The 16,868-nt window shown below is 72.8% G+C and carries 13 protein-coding genes; 5 read left to right on the top strand and 8 right to left on the bottom strand.

The genetic code is table 11. The features are described from left to right. Window positions 1-185 precede the first annotated feature (185 nt). Window positions 186-959 carry a type 1 glutamine amidotransferase gene (locus K313_RS0109385; RefSeq protein WP_029211398.1) on the bottom strand — a complete coding sequence of 258 codons (774 nt, stop codon included), beginning with the start codon at window positions 957-959 and terminating at the stop codon, window positions 186-188. Next, the gene (locus K313_RS0109380) at window positions 959-2,275 is read right to left on the bottom strand and encodes a Mur ligase family protein (RefSeq protein WP_034252528.1); all 1,317 of its coding nucleotides are present in this window, start codon (window positions 2,273-2,275) and stop codon (window positions 959-961) included. The genes K313_RS0109385 and K313_RS0109380 overlap by 1 nt, the downstream gene beginning before the upstream one ends. Before the next feature lie 138 nt (window positions 2,276-2,413). On the opposite strand from K313_RS0109380, the gene K313_RS0109375 reads away from it, so the two are divergent. Continuing rightward, on the top strand, window positions 2,414-3,007 hold the full coding sequence (locus K313_RS0109375; RefSeq protein ID WP_029211396.1) for a DinB family protein: 594 nt from the start codon (window positions 2,414-2,416) through the stop codon (window positions 3,005-3,007). A gap of 230 nt (window positions 3,008-3,237) precedes the next feature. Continuing rightward, window positions 3,238-5,973 carry a lamin tail domain-containing protein gene (locus K313_RS0109370; protein ID WP_029211395.1) on the top strand — a complete coding sequence of 912 codons (2,736 nt, stop codon included), beginning with the start codon at window positions 3,238-3,240 and terminating at the stop codon, window positions 5,971-5,973. 122 nt (window positions 5,974-6,095) lie between these two features. On the opposite strand, the gene K313_RS0109365 is transcribed toward K313_RS0109370, so the two are convergent. Further along, entirely contained in the window at window positions 6,096-7,037 is a 942-nt protein-coding gene (locus tag K313_RS0109365; RefSeq protein ID WP_019285547.1) for a hypothetical protein, read from the bottom strand. Between the two features lie 98 nt (window positions 7,038-7,135). Between K313_RS0109365 and hemG the strand changes: the two genes are divergently transcribed. The 3 genes from hemG to K313_RS22335 all read left to right on the top strand — a co-directional run bounded on the left by hemG (window position 7,136) and on the right by K313_RS22335 (window position 10,919). Beyond that, a complete protein-coding gene (gene hemG, locus K313_RS0109360) occupies window positions 7,136-8,584 on the top strand; it encodes a protoporphyrinogen oxidase (RefSeq protein WP_084412647.1) in 1,449 nt (482 codons plus the stop codon). Further along, window positions 8,581-9,834, top strand: coding sequence for a TIGR04053 family radical SAM/SPASM domain-containing protein (locus K313_RS0109355; RefSeq protein ID WP_029211393.1), 1,254 nt, complete (start codon window positions 8,581-8,583; stop codon window positions 9,832-9,834). Before hemG ends, K313_RS0109355 begins: the two co-directional genes overlap by 4 nt. A gap of 65 nt (window positions 9,835-9,899) precedes the next feature. Next, window positions 9,900-10,919, top strand: a complete 1,020-nt coding sequence (locus K313_RS22335) for a serine hydrolase (RefSeq protein ID WP_029211392.1) — start codon at window positions 9,900-9,902, stop codon at window positions 10,917-10,919. 141 nt (window positions 10,920-11,060) lie between these two features. Here K313_RS22335 and guaA read toward each other — a convergent pair whose 3' ends face one another. The 5 genes from guaA to K313_RS0109325 form a co-directional block, all read right to left on the bottom strand. Beyond that, a complete protein-coding gene (gene guaA / locus K313_RS0109345) occupies window positions 11,061-12,638 on the bottom strand; it encodes a glutamine-hydrolyzing GMP synthase (RefSeq protein ID WP_029211391.1) in 1,578 nt (525 codons plus the stop codon). Further along, window positions 12,635-12,979: a DUF3817 domain-containing protein gene (locus tag K313_RS20660; RefSeq protein ID WP_019285542.1), complete on the bottom strand. Its 345-nt coding sequence runs from the start codon at window positions 12,977-12,979 to the stop codon at window positions 12,635-12,637. Before K313_RS20660 ends, guaA begins: the two co-directional genes overlap by 4 nt. After that, entirely contained in the window at window positions 12,976-13,749 is a 774-nt protein-coding gene (locus tag K313_RS0109335) for an SURF1 family protein (protein ID WP_029211390.1), read from the bottom strand. The genes K313_RS20660 and K313_RS0109335 overlap by 4 nt, the downstream gene beginning before the upstream one ends. Before the next feature lie 47 nt (window positions 13,750-13,796). Continuing rightward, window positions 13,797-15,053: a YncE family protein gene (locus K313_RS20655; RefSeq protein ID WP_029211389.1), complete on the bottom strand. Its 1,257-nt coding sequence runs from the start codon at window positions 15,051-15,053 to the stop codon at window positions 13,797-13,799. A gap of 121 nt (window positions 15,054-15,174) precedes the next feature. Beyond that, complete coding sequence (locus tag K313_RS0109325; RefSeq protein ID WP_029211388.1) at window positions 15,175-16,797, bottom strand: succinic semialdehyde dehydrogenase; 1,623 nt, start codon at window positions 16,795-16,797, stop codon at window positions 15,175-15,177. Between the last annotated feature and the right edge of the window lie 71 nt (window positions 16,798-16,868).

Below are 16,868 nucleotides of genomic sequence, written 5' to 3'. Positions count from 1 at the left end.
ACCGCAACCAGGCCTCCGGGCGGCCCAACCTGAGCCCGGAGGTCACTTCCGGTTGCCTGAGCACCCCAAGGCGACCCCCAGGCGACCCAACCTGACCTGACAGGTCACTTCCGGTCGCCCAAGCCGCCCACAGGCGCCACGACCCGACCTGACAGGTCACTTCCGGTCACCCGAGCGAGCCGGGGTCAGCGCCGGCGGGTGGCCGCCACGAGTCGGCGGACCTGGCGGGTGCGGGCGTGGTCGGCATACGTGTCGTCGATCGGCTCGGGCTCGAAGGCCCGCCCGGTCGCCCTCTCCACCGCCCACCCGACCAGGGCGTCCGCAAGAGCCGGGTTGGCCGGCAGGATCGGGCCGTGCAGGTAGGTCCCGACGACGTGGCCGGTGATCGCGCCCTCGGTCCCGTCCTGCCCGTTGTTGCCCTGACCTGCGCGAACGCGCCCAAAGGGCCGCTGCTCCGGCCCGAGCACCGTGGAGCCCGAGTGGTTCTCGAAGCCCACGACCTCGCCGAACTCGGTGTCGAGGACGATGCCGCCGATCATGCGCTTGGCGTTGCCGGTCGTGGTGACGTCGAGGATGCCGAGGCCGGGCAGCCGCTGGCCCTCGACCGTGATGAAGGCGTTGCCGAAGAGCTGGTACATGCCGCAGATGGCGAGCATCGGGCAACCGTCGGCCGCCAGCTCCACGAGCCGGCCGCCGATCCGCTCCAGGTCGGACTCGACCCGCGCCTGGCCGGAGTCCTGGCCCCCGCCGCCCATGACGAGGTGGACATCGTCGCGCCAGGGGTCGCCGGGCGCGTGCCCGACCACCTCGACGTCGTAGCCGTGCCACCGCAGCCGGGAGGCGAGCGCCCGCGTGTTGCCGAGGTCGCCGTAGATGCTCATCTCGCGCGGGTAGAGGTGGACGAGGGTGACCGTGCCCTTGCTGGTGCCAGGCGTCCGGGCGCTCGCGAACTCGCTCATCAGGCCTTCGCCTCCTCGCCGAAGTCCGGCAGGTCGTAGCGCTGGGCGAGCACCCGCCGCAGCGCCATCATCGCGGTGTAGGTGCAGAAGATCCGCTTGGGCTCGTCGCGGTGCTCGGCGAGGAAAAGGTCGAGAGCGGTCTCGAGCTCGGGCTGGACCGCGGCCACGGGCACGTCGTCATACCTGAGCCGCAGCGCCATGTCGTAGGCGCGGACGCCGCTCGTGACGGCGACGCCGAGATCGCGGAGGGACTCGAAGCTCACGTCATACAGCCAGGAGACGTCCTGCCCGTCGGCGTAGTTGTCGTTGATCGCGATCATGGACGCGACCGGGGTCGTGCCGTAGGTGCCGAGCGCGACGGTGAACCCGGCGGGGTTCTTGACCAGCACCAGCTCGAGCGGCTGGCCGTCGACGTCGACGACCTCGCCCCTCCCGAACGGCGGGGTGACCGTGGCGAGGGCCTCGGACGCGGTCGTATGCCGGAACTCCGCCCCCAGCAGCAGCCGCACGAGCGAGGTCGCCGCGGTCGCGTTGATCATGGCCGCGAGGCCGCGCTGGCGCAGCGTCACCGGCCCGACGTCGTGCCCGTCGCCGAAGACCACGGTGAAGGAGTGGTCGTCGACCGGCTTGAGCAGGCCGTCGGACGGCCCGGCCGCCGGCACGTCGTCGGCCTCGCTGAACCGGACGTCGGCCTCCTGCAGCTCCGGCAGGCGGTCGGCGATGGACGGGTCGACGCCGAACCACCGCACCTCGGCACCCGGACGCACGTGCTCGTCGATGCGGGAGATGAACGAGTCGTCGCGGTTGAGCACGACACCCGTGGTCGTCTGCTCGGCCAGGCGCATGAGCAGCCGTGCGGTGTGGTCGATCTCGGCGAACCGGTCGAGCTGGTCGCGGGCGACGTTGAGCAGCAGCGCGTGGGTGGGGGTCACGACCTCGGCGAACTTCAGGGCGTGGGCCTCGTCGAGCTCCAGGACGGCGATGTCGGCGTCGACGCGGCCGGTCAGCGGCAGCTCGGCGAGCATCGAGGAGATCACACCGCGGGTGAAGTTGGACCCGGTGGGGTTGGTCAGCACCCGCAGGCCGTGGGCGCGCAGCAGGGCGACGACCATCTTGGTGGTGGTGGTCTTGCCGTTGGTGCCGCTCACCACGACGATCCCGCGCGGCAGCCCGCCGAGCGTCGACCGCAGGAACGCCGGGTCGATCCGCTCCGCCACCAGGCCCGGGAGCGCCGAGCCGCCGCTGCCACCACCCCGCAGCCGGGAAGCGGTCCGGGCGAGCTTGCCTGCCGCGATCGCGGCCGTCGTCCTCAACACCCGCGTCAGCCTACCCGCGCGGGTGCGCCGGTCAGGGCTGCGCCGGGCCCCGCGCGGCGGCGCAACCAGGTGGACACGGTGGGCGCTCGACGTCCCTGCCCCCTGGCGCTCAGCCCCCGGCCCGGCCAGGGTGGGTCCATGGACCAGACCTGGCACGACGACACGAAGTCCCGCCTGCACCGCCAGCTCGACCGGCAGCGTGACGCGCTGCTGATGAAGCTGCGCGGCCTCGGCGAGCGCGACCTGCGCCGTCCCATGACGCCGACCGGCACCAATCTGCTCGGGCTCGTGCGCCACGTGTCGGGGGTCGAGGCGGGCTACTTCGGCGAGACCTTCGGCCGGCCCCTGCCCGAGCCTCTCCCCTGGGACGAGACGTATGCCGACAACGACGACATGTGGGTCCCCCGCGACGTCCCGGCCACCGAGGTGCTGGCGTTCTACGACCGGGTGCGGGCCCACGCCGACGCCACGATCCGGGAGCTGCCGCTGGACGCGCCGGGCTCCGTGCCGTGGTGGGCCGAGGGCGGACGCGAGGTCACGCTGCTCGTGATCATGGGCCACGTCACGACCGACGTGAGCCGGCACGCGGGGCACGCCGACATCCTGCGGGAGACCATCGACGGCGAGGCCGGCTACCTCGTCGACAACGACAACCTGATGAGCACCGACCCGGCCTACTGGGCGGATCTGCACCGCCGCCTGCGGGAGATCTCCGACTCCTTCGGCGCGTGAGGCCCCTCGCACCGGCCCCCCCATCGCCGGGGAGGTTTGGTGCCGTCATAGCGACACCGAACCTCCCCGCTGCTGGGGCGTCGCGCGCGGTCGAGCGACGCCGACTGCTCACCGGCCGGTCACCGGGTGGACACGTGCCCATCCCCCACCGCGCCGTGACGCGGGGTTACCGTTCGAGCACTCCCCGGCGACGTCGTCGTCGCACCCCCATCAGCCCAGGAGCCCCCATCATGCGCATCCACCTGCGCGCCGTGAGCCGCCTCAGTGCCGTCGCCCTGCTGGCGACCACAGCTGCCGCCGTGCCCGTCGTCGCCAACGCCGTCGACACCGCCAGCCCCGTCGTGATCTCCGAGGTCTTCGGGGGCGGCGGCAACGCCGGTGCCCCCTACCGCACCGACTTCGTCGAGCTCTACAACTCCTCCGACCAGCCCGTCTCGCTCGACGGCTGGTCCGTGCAGTACGCCTCCGCCGCCGGCACCTCCTGGCAGCGGACGGCCCTGACCGGCACCATCGCCCCCAAGGCCACGTATGTCGTGGCGGAGGCCTCGGGCGCCAACACCGCCGCTCCCGCCCTGCCCCGCATCGACGCGCAGGGCACCATCGCGATGTCCGGCACCGCGGGTCGCATCGCGCTCGTCAGCTCGTCCACCGCGCTCGCCTGCGGCGCCGACTGCGACGCGGCCGCCGGCGTGGTGGACTACATCGGCTGGGGCACGGCCACGGACTTCGTCGTGGCGGCCGCACCGGCCACCACCAACGCCACCTCGATCAGCCGCGCCCTGCCCGCGCCGACGAGCGGGTGGGACAACAGCAAGGACTACACCGCGGGCGCGCCCACGCCGGCCGCGGTCACCGTCGGCACCGGCCCCAGCGACCCGACGCCCACGCCCACCCCCACCCCGACTCCCACGCCGACCCCGGGCAGCACGACCATCCAGGACATCCAGGGCCCCGGTTTCATCTCCCCGCTCAAGGGCCAGGCGGTCACCAACGTCCCCGGCATCGTCACGGGCGTGCGCGCCGCGGGCCGCGCCAAGGGCTTCTGGATCCAGCAGCCCACCAAGGACCCGGCCAAGGCCAACGCCTCCACCGGCGTCTTCGTCTACACCGCCTCGGCGCCCATCACCGTCAAGGAGGGCGACGCGGTCCTCGTCAGCGGGCAGGTCACCGACTACTACCCCCTGTCCAGCGGCGAGACGGTCGCCACCACCCCCAACCTGTCGATGACCGAGATCACCAAGCCGGTCGTCAACGTCCTCTCCAGCGGCAACGCCCTCCCCCAGGCCCTCACCCTGCCCGCGGACATGCCCGACACCTACGCCCCGAAGCCCCCGACCGGCAACGTCGAGGACCTCACCCTGGACCCCCGGCGCTCCGCCATCGAGTGGTACGAGTCCCACGAGGGGGAGCTCGTCACCGTCGGCGACGCCCGCGTCGTCGGCCCCGGTCAGCCGCAGTACGGCGAGATCTACGTCCAGACCAAGCCGGACGAGCTGCGCACCCCGCGCGGCGGCACCTACATCGCGGACTACGACCGCACCCCCACGGGCCGCATGCTCGTCATGCCGGTCGACGGCAAGGTCCCGGCGGCCAACGTGGGCGACACCCTGCAGGGCGCCACCACCGGCCCGGTCGACTGGTCCACGTATGGCGGCTACACCATCGCCGCGACCCGCCTCGGCACCCACACCGACAACGGCCTGCAGCGCACCGTCGTGGCCCCCGCCGCCGACGACCAGCTCACCGTCGCGACCTTCAACGTCGAGAACCTCAAGCCCACCGACCCCGACGCCAAGTACGCCGCGCTCGGCCAGGCCGTCGTCACCAACCTGCGGTCCCCCGACGTCATCACGGTCGAGGAGATCCAGGACGACAGCGGTGCCACCAACGACGGCACCACCTCCTCCGACACCACCGAGGCCAAGCTCATCGCGGCGATCCGGGCGGCGGGCGGTCCGGCATACAAGGCCGCGGTCATCGACCCCGAGGACGGTCGCGACGGCGGGCAGCCCGGCGGCAACATCCGCGTGGGCCTGCTCTACAACCCCGAGCGGGTGACATTCGTCGAGCGCGCGGGCGGCACCGCGACCAGCGCGACCACGGTCACCAAGGACACGACCCCCGGCCTGGAGGACACCCCCGCGCTGTCGGCGAGCCCCGGCCGAGTCGACCCCACCAACCCGGCGTGGAACGCCTCCCGCAAGCCGCTGGCCGGTGAGTTCGTCTACCGCGGCCGCAAGGTGATCGTCGTGGCCAACCACTTCAACTCCAAGGGTGGCGACGACTCGGCCGACGGGCGCTTCCAGCCGCCCAACCGCGCCTCGGAGGTGCAGCGCACGCAGCAGGCGCAGTCGTTGCGGGCCTTCGTCGAGCAGGTCAAGGCCGTGGACCCGCAGGCCAACGTCATCCTCGGCGGCGACTTCAACGACTACCAGTTCTCGGCCCCGATGAAGGTCCTGACCGCGGACGGCGCGCTGCTGCACGACACGATGTGGACGCTTCCCGAGAACGAGCGCTACTCCTACGTGTTCAACGGGATCAGCCAGACCCTGGACCACGTCCTCGTCTCGGCCAACCTCAAGGGCTCGACCTCGCTGCAGGTCGCGCACATCAACAGCGAGTTCGCGGTGCAGACCTCCGACCACGACCCCCAGGTCGTCCGGGTCCGCCCGGCGCTGCACCTCTACCAGCCCGGCACGGTCACGGTCGACGAGAGCGTCCGCAAGCCGGGCCAGAAGCTCACGCTCACCCTGGCCGGCTGGAAGCCCGGCGACGTCGTCACGGTCCGCCTGGACGGCGCCGTCGTCGGCACGGTCACGGTCGACGCCACCGGCGCCGGCACGCTGCGCTGGACCGTGCCCACCAGCACGGCGGTCGGCGCGCACACGCTGACGCTGACCGGTCGCCAGACCTACCCGGCGAGCGTGGCCCTCACGGTCCGGCCCAAGAACGGTCCGGCCCGCTGACCCGTCGACAGTGATGACGCCGTATGCCGCGCGCCCGGTCCCTCGCGAGAGGCCGGGCGCGCGGCATACGGGCGGAGTGGTCGTCCCGGCAGCAGGGCGAGCCTGCCGGCGGCGCGGGACCCTCAGCGCAGGTACTTCTCCACGGCCCGCGAGGTTGCCCCGACGAGGCCGCCCACGAGCCCGCCGATCAGCAGCAGCGAGCCGATGCCGAGGACGAGCCCGAGCGGGTTGGACAGGACGCCGACGCCCCACGACACGAGCAGCACCCCCATCACCACGACGGCCGACAGGCCGGACAGGACCAGCAGCGTCAGGCCGTAGGGAGCGTTGGAGACCCGGGGCTCACGGGTCCGCTGCCACCCGAGGCCACGGACCTGCGTGCGGAAGTCCCGCAGCATCCGTCGCTGCTGGGGACGACCGGCGACCAGCGCCGCGACCCCGACCCCGATGCCCGTCCAGAGGGCGACGAGGGCGATCGCGGCGATCACGTCGCCGGGCCGGTTCATGCGGACGACCACGACGCCGAGGGCGGCCCAGCTCGCCCACAGCGCGGCGAAGAAGGTCACCCACAGGCGGATCGTCATCGGCGTCACGAGGACGATCGCGATCGCGATCGAGCAGGACGCGACGGCGTGCCCGCTCGGCGCGGAGTTGACCGGTCCGAGGTGGTCGAGGCCGTAGTCCGGGCGGTGGATCAGGTAGGTGCGGGTGAGGTAGGCCGTGAGGTTGGCGCCCACCACCACCACGAGCGCCCCGAGCGCCAGGTCGAACCTGCGCCGCCACACCGCGAGCACCACGCAGATCGCGAACGCCGCGGCGAGGGTGCGCACCTCGACGGCGGCCAGGACGGTCCCGATGTGCTGGTAGCGGAAGGTGTCGGTGATCGCGATCGACCCGAACGCGCGGGTGTCGAGCCGCTGACCCCAGGGGGCGAAGACGTTCCAGGCGATGGTGATGACCAGCACGAGGAGTCCGGCGGCGGCCACGGCGAGCGCCCAGCGGCGCGCGTGCCCGTGGAGCTGGGTCACGGGCGGCGCGGTGGGCGCGGTCTCGGTCGACGACATACGTCCATCTTGCCCCGGGATGAAAAAACACGACGTATGTCGGGACAAACACCACCCCGCTGCATCGTCCCGGAGCGGCCCTCGTTAGGGTTGGGCTCATGCCCGACGCCAGCACCGCCCTCCCCACCGACGACGCCGAGGGCACCGCCCCCACGGGCAGCGTCCCCGCTCGTGCCCTGGTGGTGGGCGGTGGCGTCACCGGCCTCCTCGCGGCGCGGCGCCTCGCCCAGGCCGGCTCCCGGGTGACGGTGCTCGAGGCCGGCGACCGGCTCGGCGGGCAGGTCCGCTCCGTGGACTTCGCCGGCCGTCGCTGCGAGCTCGGCGCCGAGGCGGTCCACCTGGCGTCCCCCGCGGTGACCGCCCTCGTGCGCGAGCTGGGGCTCGAGGCCACGATGATCCGGTCCAACCCCGGCGCCACCTGGCTCGCCACCCGCAAGGGTCTGCGCCGCCTCCCCCAGGGTGTCGGCCCGACCGGCCCCACCCAGCTGATGCCCGTGGTCCGCTCCGGGATCGTCTCGGTGCAGGGTCTCGCGCGCGCCGCCCTCGAGCCGCTCGTGGCCCGCCGCCACCGCGTCGAGGGCGACGTCTCGGTCGGGCGCTTCGTCCGCGAGCGGTTCGGCGACGAGATCGCCGACTCCTTCGTCGACCCGATGCTCGGCGGGCTGCACTCCGGCGACATCGACCAGCTGTCGCTGCGGGCAGCCTCGCCGATGCTCGCGGCGGTCGCGCGCGACGGCCGCTCCCTCACCCTGTCGGTCCGCACGCGCAAGGCCGGGCCGAGCGTGGCGCCGTCGATGTTCGCGACCTGGCCGCAGGGCCTGTCCACCCTCACCGATCACCTCCTGGATGGCGTCGACGTCGACGTGCGCCTCTCCTCGCCCGTCGCCTCCCTGCGCCGGACCGAGCAGGGGTCGTATGCCGTGACCACCGTCTCCGGCGAGGACCACCACGCCGACGCCGTCGTGCTCGCGGTCAACGCCGCCGTCGCGTCCCGCCTCCTGGCCGGCGCCTCCCCCGACGCCGCGGCGCCCCTGGCGCAGGTCCGCTCCGCGTCGCTGGCGTCGGTCCTCGTGGCGCTGCCCGCCGCCGAGGCGCAGCGGTGCCGCCCCATCGCCGAGGGCACCGGCATCATGATCCCGAGCCGGCTCGGCCGCCGGCTCAAGGCCGCGACCTTCCTGTCCTCCAAGTGGCCCCAGCTGGCCGGGGGCGACACCACGCTCGTGCGCCTCTCCGCCGGCCGCGACGGCTCCACCATCGTCGACGACCACAGCGACGCCGAGCTGGTCGACCTGCTCCTGGCCGACCTGGGCGAGCTCACCGGGCTCGGCGCCCGGCCCGTCGAGACGCGGGTGCACCGCTGGCTCGACACCGCGCCCCAGCTCGTCGTCGGTCACCAGGAGCGGCTGACCGCGGCCCGCGCGGCCCTGCAGCGCGACCTGCCGGGCGTCGTCGTCGCCGGCGCCTCCCACGACGGGGCCGGCATCAGCGGCTGCGTCACCTCCGCCCTGCAGGCCGTCACCACCCTCACCGAAAGGCCCACGCGATGAGCCACGACCTGCGGCACCCCGGGGCGCCCGGCGCCGCGCCCGACCTCGCCAAGGCGGTCCGTCACCAGCGGCACGACGTCGCGGACAAGCCGTTCATCACCATCTGGGAGGTCACCCGGGCCTGCCAGCTCGCGTGCCTGCACTGCCGCGCCGACGCCATCACCCGGCGGGACCCCCTCGAGCTCAGCCTCGACGAGGGCAAGGCCCTGCTCGAGCAGATCGCGTCCTTCCCCAAGCCGCACCCCCTCGTCGTGCTCACCGGCGGCGACCCCTTCGAGCGCCCTGACCTGGCCGAGCTCACGGCATACGGCACCTCCCTCGGCCTGTCCATGGCCCTGTCACCCTCGGCCACCCCCAACCTGACGACCGAGCGGCTGGCCGAGCTGCGGGACGCCGGCGGCAAGGCCGTGTCCCTCTCGCTCGACGGTGCGCAGGCCCCGACGCACGACGCGTTCCGCGGCTTCGAGGGGACCTTCGAGCGCACCCTGGACTCGGCGCGGCTGGTCACCGAGGCGGGCTTCCGGCTGCAGATCAACTCGACCGTCACCCGCTCGACCGTGCTGGAGCTGCCGCGGCTGCTCACCACGGTCCTCGACCTCGGTGCCAAGCTGTGGAGCGTGTTCTTCCTCGTCCCCACGGGCCGCGGCCAGCAGCTGCAGACCCTCACGGCCGACGAGGTCGAGGACGTGCTGCACTGGCTCGTCGACGTGTCCCGCTTCATCGCGATCAAGACCACCGAGGCGCCGCACTACCGCCGGGTCGTGCTGCAGCGGCTCACGGCCGCGCACGACGGCTCGGCGGCCGAGGAGCGCGGCGAGCTCTACCGCCAGCTCACCGAGGCCACGGCCGTCCTGCTCGGCGACCGCGAGGTGCGCGAGCGGCCCGCCCGTCCGCCGATCGACGTCAACTCCGGCCGCGGCTTCGTGTTCATCGACCACCAGGGCTGGGTCTACCCCTCCGGCTTCCTCCCCCACCGGGCCGGCAACGTCCGCGAGACGCCGCTGCCCGAGATCTATCGCGAGTCGCCGATCATGCGGTCGCTGCGGACGCCGGAGCAGTTCGTCGGCAAGTGCGGGGTGTGCGAGTTCCGCGAGGTGTGCGGCGGGTCGCGCTCCCACGCGTATGCCGTCACCGGTGACCCGTTGGCCTCGGACCCCACCTGCGCCTACCTCCCGGCGTCGGTGACCGCGGAGGACGCGCTGCTCTCCGAGGCGCCCGCCGCCGCCCAGATGCGGGCGCACGCCCACTGACCCCGGACACCCCGACACGCGGGCGCAATGAGGGGACTGGTCCCGGATTCACCGACAATGAGCGGGTGCCGCACCGAATCTCCCCCCTCGTCCTGGCCCTCGGCCTCGCCGCCTCCGGGCTGAGCGGGTGCGGCGGGTCCGGCGCTGCCGCATCAGCGACCACGACCGTCACGGCCCCCGCCGTCACCCACACCGTCATCGCCCCGACCGACGACGAGCGCCCCGCGAGCGCGTCCACGACGGCCGGGTCGCCGACCACCGCCGTCTCGCCGTCGACCAGCGCGACGTCGACCACCCCGCCAGCGGCCGGCACGACGAGCTCGGCGGCCCCGACCTCGGCGCCGGCGTCCACCCCCGCACCGGCGGCCGGCGTCACCGAGGCCGGGTTCGACGCGGCCGCCGCGGCCTACCTCAAGGGCCGCAAAGGTCACGTCGGTGTGTTCGCCGTCGACCTGACCGACGGTCGGCAGGTGCAGCACAACGCCGGGCAGCGGTGCGAGACGGCCAGCATGGTCAAGCTCGACGTGCTGCTCACCCTGCTGCTGCAGCGGCAGGACGCGGGCAAGCCCCTCAGCAGCTCCGACCGGGCGCTGACGTCCTCCATGATCATCAACAGCGACAACAACGCCACCACCACGCTGTGGGGACGGATCGGGCAGCACGAGGGCGTGCGGGCGGCCAACCGCAGGTTCGGGATGACCGAGACCGAGCCGGGCACCTCCTACCGCTGGGGTCTGACCACCACCACCGCCGCCGACCAGGTGCGCCTGCTGCGCAACCTCGTCCGCGACGACGGCCCGCTGGACCAGGCGAGCCGGGACTACGCGCTGGGCCTGATGGGCCGGGTCGCCGACGGGCAGGACTGGGGTGTCTCGGCCGCCAACCCGCAGCACGAGGCCCAGGTCAAGAACGGCTGGCTCCCCCGGTCCGACGGCTGGGTGGTCACGTCGGCCGGACGCGCGCAGACCGCCGCTGGCCACGAGGTGCTCCTCGCGGCCGTGAGCTGCGAGGTCAGCAGCCAGCAGCACGGCATCGAGACCATCGAGCACCTCGCCGAGATGGCCGCGAGCGCCCTCGACCGCTGACCGGCCTCCCGCTGGGTCACTCCAGACCGGGTCACCCCAGACCGGGTCACCCCAGACCGGGTCACCCCAGACCGGGTCACCCCAGACCCGGCCAGCCCGGACCAGGCCAGCCCAGATCGGGTCACCCCAGGCGGGGCCGGGTCACTCCCACTCGATGGTGCCCGGCGGCTTGCTCGTGATGTCGAGCACCACCCGGTTGACCTCGCTCACCTCGTTGGTGATGCGGTTGCTGATGGTCGCCAGCACGTCATAGGGCACGCGCGACCAGTCGGCCGTCATCGCGTCCTCCGACGAGACCGGGCGCAGCACGATCGGGTGGCCGTAGGTGCGGCCGTCGCCCTGCACGCCCACCGAGCGCACGTCGGCGAGCAGCACGACAGGGCACTGCCAGATCTCGCGGTCGAGGCCCGCCTCGGACAGCTCCTCGCGGGCGATCGAGTCCGCGCGCCGCAGGATCTCGAGGCGCTCGGCGGTCACCTCGCCGATGATGCGGATGCCGAGGCCCGGGCCTGGGAAGGGCTGACGCCACACGATCGCCTCGGGGACGCCCAGCTCGAGGCCCACCTGGCGCACCTCGTCCTTGAAGAGGGTGCGCAGCGGCTCGACGAGCGCGAACTGCAGGTCGTCCGGCAGGCCACCGACGTTGTGGTGGGACTTGATGTTGGCCGCGCCCTCGCCGCCGCCGGACTCGACGACGTCGGGATAGAGCGTGCCCTGCACCAGCCACTTGACGGGGTGCTCCTCGTCGCCGCGGTCCTCGACCACGTCGCGGGCGGCCTGCTCGAAGGCGCGGATGAACTCACGGCCGATGATCTTGCGCTTGGTCTCGGGGTCGGTGACGCCGGCCAGCGCCGTGAGGAACTGCTCCCGCGCGTCGACGACGATCAGGTCGACCCCCGTCGCCTCGACGAACTCGCGCTCCACCTGCTCGCGCTCGCCCTCGCGCAGCAGCCCGTGGTCGACGTGCACGCAGGTCAGCTGGTCGCCGACGGCCTTCTGCACGATCGCCGCGGCCACGGCCGAGTCGACCCCGCCGGACAGGGCGCACAGCACCCGGTCCTCGCCGACCTGCTCGCGCACGGCGGTCACGAGCTCCTCCGCGACGTTGCCCGGCGTCCAGTCCGCCTCGATCCGGGCCCCCTTGGACAGGAAGTTCTCGAGCACGCGCTGCCCGAACGTCGAGTGCATGACCTCGGGGTGCCACTGCACGCCGTAGAGCCGCCGCTCGTCGTCCTCGAAGGCCGCCACGGGGGCGCCTGAGGTCGCCGCGGTGACCCGCATGCCGTCCGGGGCCTCGGTCACCGAGTCGCCGTGGCTCATCCACACCGACTGGTCGGCCGGCTGGCCGTTGAACAACGTGGAGCTGGTGTCGCTGACCTGCGCCTGGGTCGAGCCGTACTCGCCGAGGCCGGTGTGCGCGACCGTCCCACCGAGCGCCTGGACCATCGCCTGGAAGCCGTAGCACATCCCGAACACCGGGATCCCCGCCTCGAGCAGCGCCGGGTCGAGGCGCGGGGCGCCCTCGGCATACACGCTCGACGGACCGCCGGAGAGGATGATCGCCGAGGGCTCCTTGGCGAGCAGCTGCTCGGTCGACCAGGAGTGCGGCACCACCTCGGAGTAGACATCGGCCTCACGCACCCGACGGGCGATGAGCTGGGCGTACTGCGCGCCGAAGTCGACGACGAGAACCGGCTTGGCCTGGAGGGACTCACTCACGCGGCCAGCCTACCGTCGACCTCGTGGGCGACCTTGCGCTCGACCCAGAAGGACAGGAACGGCACGATCCCGGCCAGCATGACCTTGATGATCTTGGACAGGGGCCACCTGGCCGCCGTCCCCAGGTTGAAGGTCGCCACGAGATAGATCATGTAGAGGAAGCCGTGCGGCATCGCCCACCAGGCGAGGACGTCGTTCTTCCAGGGGCCGTACTTGAGCAGCATCTCGAGCACGAGCACGAGCAGCCCCACGCCGACGATGAAGGCCATGACCTTGAACGGCGTGAGCGCCTTGCGGACGGTCTCGGGGTTGTCGTAGCCGGCGGACGGCACCTGGGTCATCGGGCGGGTTCTCCTTGGTCGATCGGGTGGTCGTTGTCGTGAGGGGCTGGCCGTATGCCGGACCGGTGGTCGTCACGCACCATGCGCCACCACATGTAGACGGCGAAGGCGGCGAAGACCCACCACTGCAGCGCGTAGGCGAAGTTGCGCCAGTTGAGCTGAGACTCAGGCTGGGGCGGGGGGATGCGTTGGAGCGCGGTGCCGGCGCCGAGGTCCGGGCGCTCCGCCCCGGCGAGCACGAAGGCGTTGTAGAGGTCCTGCGGCCACCGGTTGACGAGCACCGCCAGGTCGATCGAGCCGAGCTGCCCGGCGGGCAGGACCTGGTCGGACGGGGACTCCCCCGGCGCCAGGGTCCCGGTCACCGTCACCGTCGTGGTCGGCGCGGCGGGCGCGTCCGACGGCCGTATGACGAAGCCCCGCACCACGGCGACGCGGGCCCTCGTGGCGGTCTCGTCGAGCGGCGTCACGACCCAGTAGCCGGTGCGGCCCTCGAGCAACCGTCCCGGCACCAGGAACTGACCCGACGGGTCGTAGGCGCCGGTCACCTCGACGCGACGGTTGGACATGACGCCCTCGAAGGGCGCGTGCGGCTGCACGACCTGGGACAGCGGGGCAGCGGGTCGGGCCTGAGCCTCGGCCAGGGCCTTCTTGGCGCCCTGGTCCTTGGAGACGTCCAGCTGCCACAGCCCGAGGCGGGTGAAGGCGATGACGACCAGCACCACGAGCGCGAGCAGCCCCAACCAACGGGGCTTGAGGGCGGTGCGGATCACCGTCCTACCCTAGGCGACCCGGCTGGGCGTCCCGTGCACGAGGGGTCTCAGTCGTGGGCGGGCCCGGAGGGTGTCGCCGTCGGCTGCCCGCCCTTGGGCGACGGGGCGGGCGTGCCGCCCTTGGCCTCGTCGAGCACCAGGATCGAGCCGCTGTAGCAGGACACCCACACGGCGTTGCGCGTCGGCTCGTAGGCGACGCCGATCGGGCTGGGCTCGGTGGCGACGACCTGCTGGACGGTGAGGTCGCTGGTCCGGACCTTGCTCATCGCGGCGGCGCCGTAGCTCACGACATACAGGGCTCGTCCGTCGCGGCTCATGGCCATCGACCGCGGCTGGCTCGCCAGGGAGACGGTCTGGTCGACCTTGGCCGAGGCGAGGTCGACGCGGACGAGGGTGTTGGCGTCGTTGTTGGTGACGTACAGGTGCTTGCCGTCGGCCGACACGACGAGCGCGCGGGGACCCTTGCCGGGCTTGACCAGCGGCTTCGCCGTCCGCGCGGCCAGGTCGACCTGGTAGACGGTCTCCCCGCCCATCTCGGCGACGTAGGCGGTGGTGCTGTCGGGGCTGATCGCGATGCCGCGCGGGTGGGCGCCGATCTTGACGGTGGCCACCTCCTTGGCCTGCGCCACGTCGACGATCGACAGGGTGCCCGAGCACCAGTTGGTCGCCAGCAGGGTGCGCTGGTCGGGGCTCAGCGCGACGACCTTGGGGACCGCGCCCACCTGGATGACCTGGTCGACCTTGAGGGAGGCGGAGTCCAGGCGGTAGACGTAGGACCGGTCCACCGCAGAGGTGGCGCTGCAGTCGTCGAAGCCGTTCTTGGCGAACCCGGGGCCGTACATCGAGTAGTTGGAGACATAGGCCTTGGCGCCGTCCCGGGTCCAGGTCGCCTCGACGGGCGCGCCCTTGACGGTGCCCTTGGCGTCCTTGACGCCGAACTGGGCGAGGTCCACCGCGTCGGGGACGGTCGCCTTGAGCTGACCGTCCGCGCCGTATGCCGTGACCGTGTGGCGGTACATCATGTTCTGCGCGATCACGAGACCGCTGGGGGACGCGGCCACCGACTTGGGGTTGATGTTGCCGGTGATCGTCTGCCGCTTGACGAGCTGGGTGCCCGACACGTCGTACGCGGCCTTCTGCGCCTGGAGCGCGGCAGCCGTTGCGTCGTCGCCCCGTCCTCCGACGAGGGCCTGGCAGGCGCGGACGCCGCCCAGCACGAGCAGCGCCAGCAGGAGCAGCGCGATCAGCCCGACGATGCGCCGCCGGCGCACGTAGACAGGGTCGCGACGCACGACGAGCTTCACGGACGTCCTCCAGCACCAGGTCGGCTTTGTCCCATTCCTGGCTCAACCTAGCCGGGCCGGGCGCCCATCCCGCGCAGAAACCCCGCGCAGAACCCCACGCCGGCGCAGGACGCAGAGCCGGTCAGCGCCAGCCGGTGACCCGCAGGGACCGCAGCCCGCTCGTGAGCAGGCCCGTCCACAGCGACTGGTCCACACCCGCCGGGCCCTGCACGGGGACGAGCCGCTGCACGGCGACGTTCTGCTCCTCGGTGTACTTGCGCAGGCCCTCGGCGCCATGACGTCGCCCGATGCCGGACTGCTTCATGCCGCCCATGGGCGCCCCGACGGCGGTCCAGGCGGCGGCGTAGCCGTCGTTGACCCCGACGGTGCCCGCGTCGATGCGGCGGGCCAGATCCTTGCCGCGCCGCACGTCGCGGGTCCAGACCGAGGCGTTGAGGCCGTAGTCGGTGTCGTTGCACATGGCGATGGCCGCGCGGTCGTCGCGGGCGCGATAGATGGTGACGACGGGCCCGAAGGTCTCGCCGCGGGCGCACAGCATGTCCTCGGTCACGTCGGTCAGCACGGTGGGCTCGTAGACGTAGGGGCCGAGGTCGGGACGAGCCCGGCCGCCGGTGAGGACGGTGGCGCCCTTGGCGCGCGCGTCCTCGACGTGCTCCTCCACGGTCGCCAGCTGCTGCGGGCCCGCGAGCGATCCCATGTCGGCGCCGTAGGCCAGGTCGACCGAGAGCCGCATCTGGCGCACCAGGGCCACGAACCGGCGGACGAAGTCGTCGGCGATCGCCTCGTGGCAGATGATCCGCTCGGCGGAGATGCACAGCTGGCCGGCGCTGCCGAAGCACGCGGTGACGGCCCCTCGGGCCGCGCGGTCCAGGTCGGCGTCCGCCGCGACGTAGAGCGGGTTCTTGCCGCCGAGCTCGAGGGAGCAGCCGACGAGGCGCTCCGCGCACGTGGCGGCGACCTTGCGCCCGGTGGCGGTCGACCCCGTGAAGCAGACGTAGTCGGTCAGCTCGACGACCGCCTGCCCCGCGCTGGGGCCGTCGCCCAGCACGACCAGCAGGACACCGTCGGGCAGCCCGGCCTCCTCGAGCAGCTGCACGGCGCGCAGGCAGCTGAGGGCGGCGCGGTTGTCGGGGCGCAGCACGACCGCGTTGCCCGCGAGCAGCGCGGGGATCGCGTCGGTGATCGACATGGACAGCGGGTAGTTCCACGGCGCGACGACCCCCACCACGCCCTTGGGACGCCGGGCGGCCCGAGCGGTGGACAGGAACGGCAGCCCGCCCTGGGCCGAGGTGCCCGCGAGATAGCCCGGCAGGCGACGCGCGTAGTGCCGGGCCACGATCACCGTGTCGGCGACCTCCTCGAAGCCGTGGAAGCGCGTCTTGCCGGACTCGAGCTGGACGAGGTCGAGCAGCTCGGACTGGTGCTCCAGGACCAGGTCGTGGAAGCGCAGCAGGATGCGGGACCGGTCCGCCAGACGGGTCCGCGCCCAGCGCACCTGCGCCATACGACCGGCACGGACCGCGGCCTCGACGTCGGCCCGTGAGGACTGGGCCACCGTGCCCAGGACCTCACCGGTCAGCGGCGTGGTCAGCTCGACCGCGGGGACGGTCCCGTCGCTGACGACACCCCGGCTGACCTGGTCGATCCACGCCTGGTCGACCGTATGCCGCGGCGCCCCACCCACGACGGGGTTGCCGCCGGCGGCGCGGACGGGGTCGGTCTTCGCGGACGTCGAGAGGCTCATGGGCAGACCGTACTACGCAGTCATGACAGACCCCCGTGCCCCTGTAGCGCACGTCACTCACCTGGTTGAGC

The sequence above is a fragment of the Arsenicicoccus bolidensis DSM 15745 genome, from assembly GCF_000426385.1.
In the GTDB taxonomy this organism is placed as follows: domain Bacteria; phylum Actinomycetota; class Actinomycetes; order Actinomycetales; family Dermatophilaceae; genus Arsenicicoccus; species Arsenicicoccus bolidensis.
Note: the sequence above shows the minus strand (reverse complement) of the source record. Positions and strands in the feature narration are given on the sequence as shown.

What these genes read in the sequence shown, in the direction of transcription:
- K313_RS0109385 (WP_029211398.1), bottom strand. Translation starts at nt 959, where the DNA reads ATGAGCGAGTTCGCGAGCGCCCGGACGCCTGGCACCAGCAAGGGCACG.
- K313_RS0109375 (WP_029211396.1), top strand. Translation starts at nt 2,414, where the DNA reads ATGGACCAGACCTGGCACGACGACACGAAGTCCCGCCTGCACCGCCAG.
- K313_RS0109370 (WP_029211395.1), top strand. Translation starts at nt 3,238, where the DNA reads ATGCGCATCCACCTGCGCGCCGTGAGCCGCCTCAGTGCCGTCGCCCTG.
- K313_RS0109365 (WP_019285547.1), bottom strand. Translation starts at nt 7,037, where the DNA reads ATGTCGTCGACCGAGACCGCGCCCACCGCGCCGCCCGTGACCCAGCTC.
- hemG (WP_084412647.1), top strand. Translation starts at nt 7,136, where the DNA reads ATGCCCGACGCCAGCACCGCCCTCCCCACCGACGACGCCGAGGGCACC.
- K313_RS0109355 (WP_029211393.1), top strand. Translation starts at nt 8,581, where the DNA reads ATGAGCCACGACCTGCGGCACCCCGGGGCGCCCGGCGCCGCGCCCGAC.
- K313_RS20660 (WP_019285542.1), bottom strand. Translation starts at nt 12,979, where the DNA reads ATGACCCAGGTGCCGTCCGCCGGCTACGACAACCCCGAGACCGTCCGC.
- K313_RS0109325 (WP_029211388.1), bottom strand. Translation starts at nt 16,797, where the DNA reads ATGAGCCTCTCGACGTCCGCGAAGACCGACCCCGTCCGCGCCGCCGGC.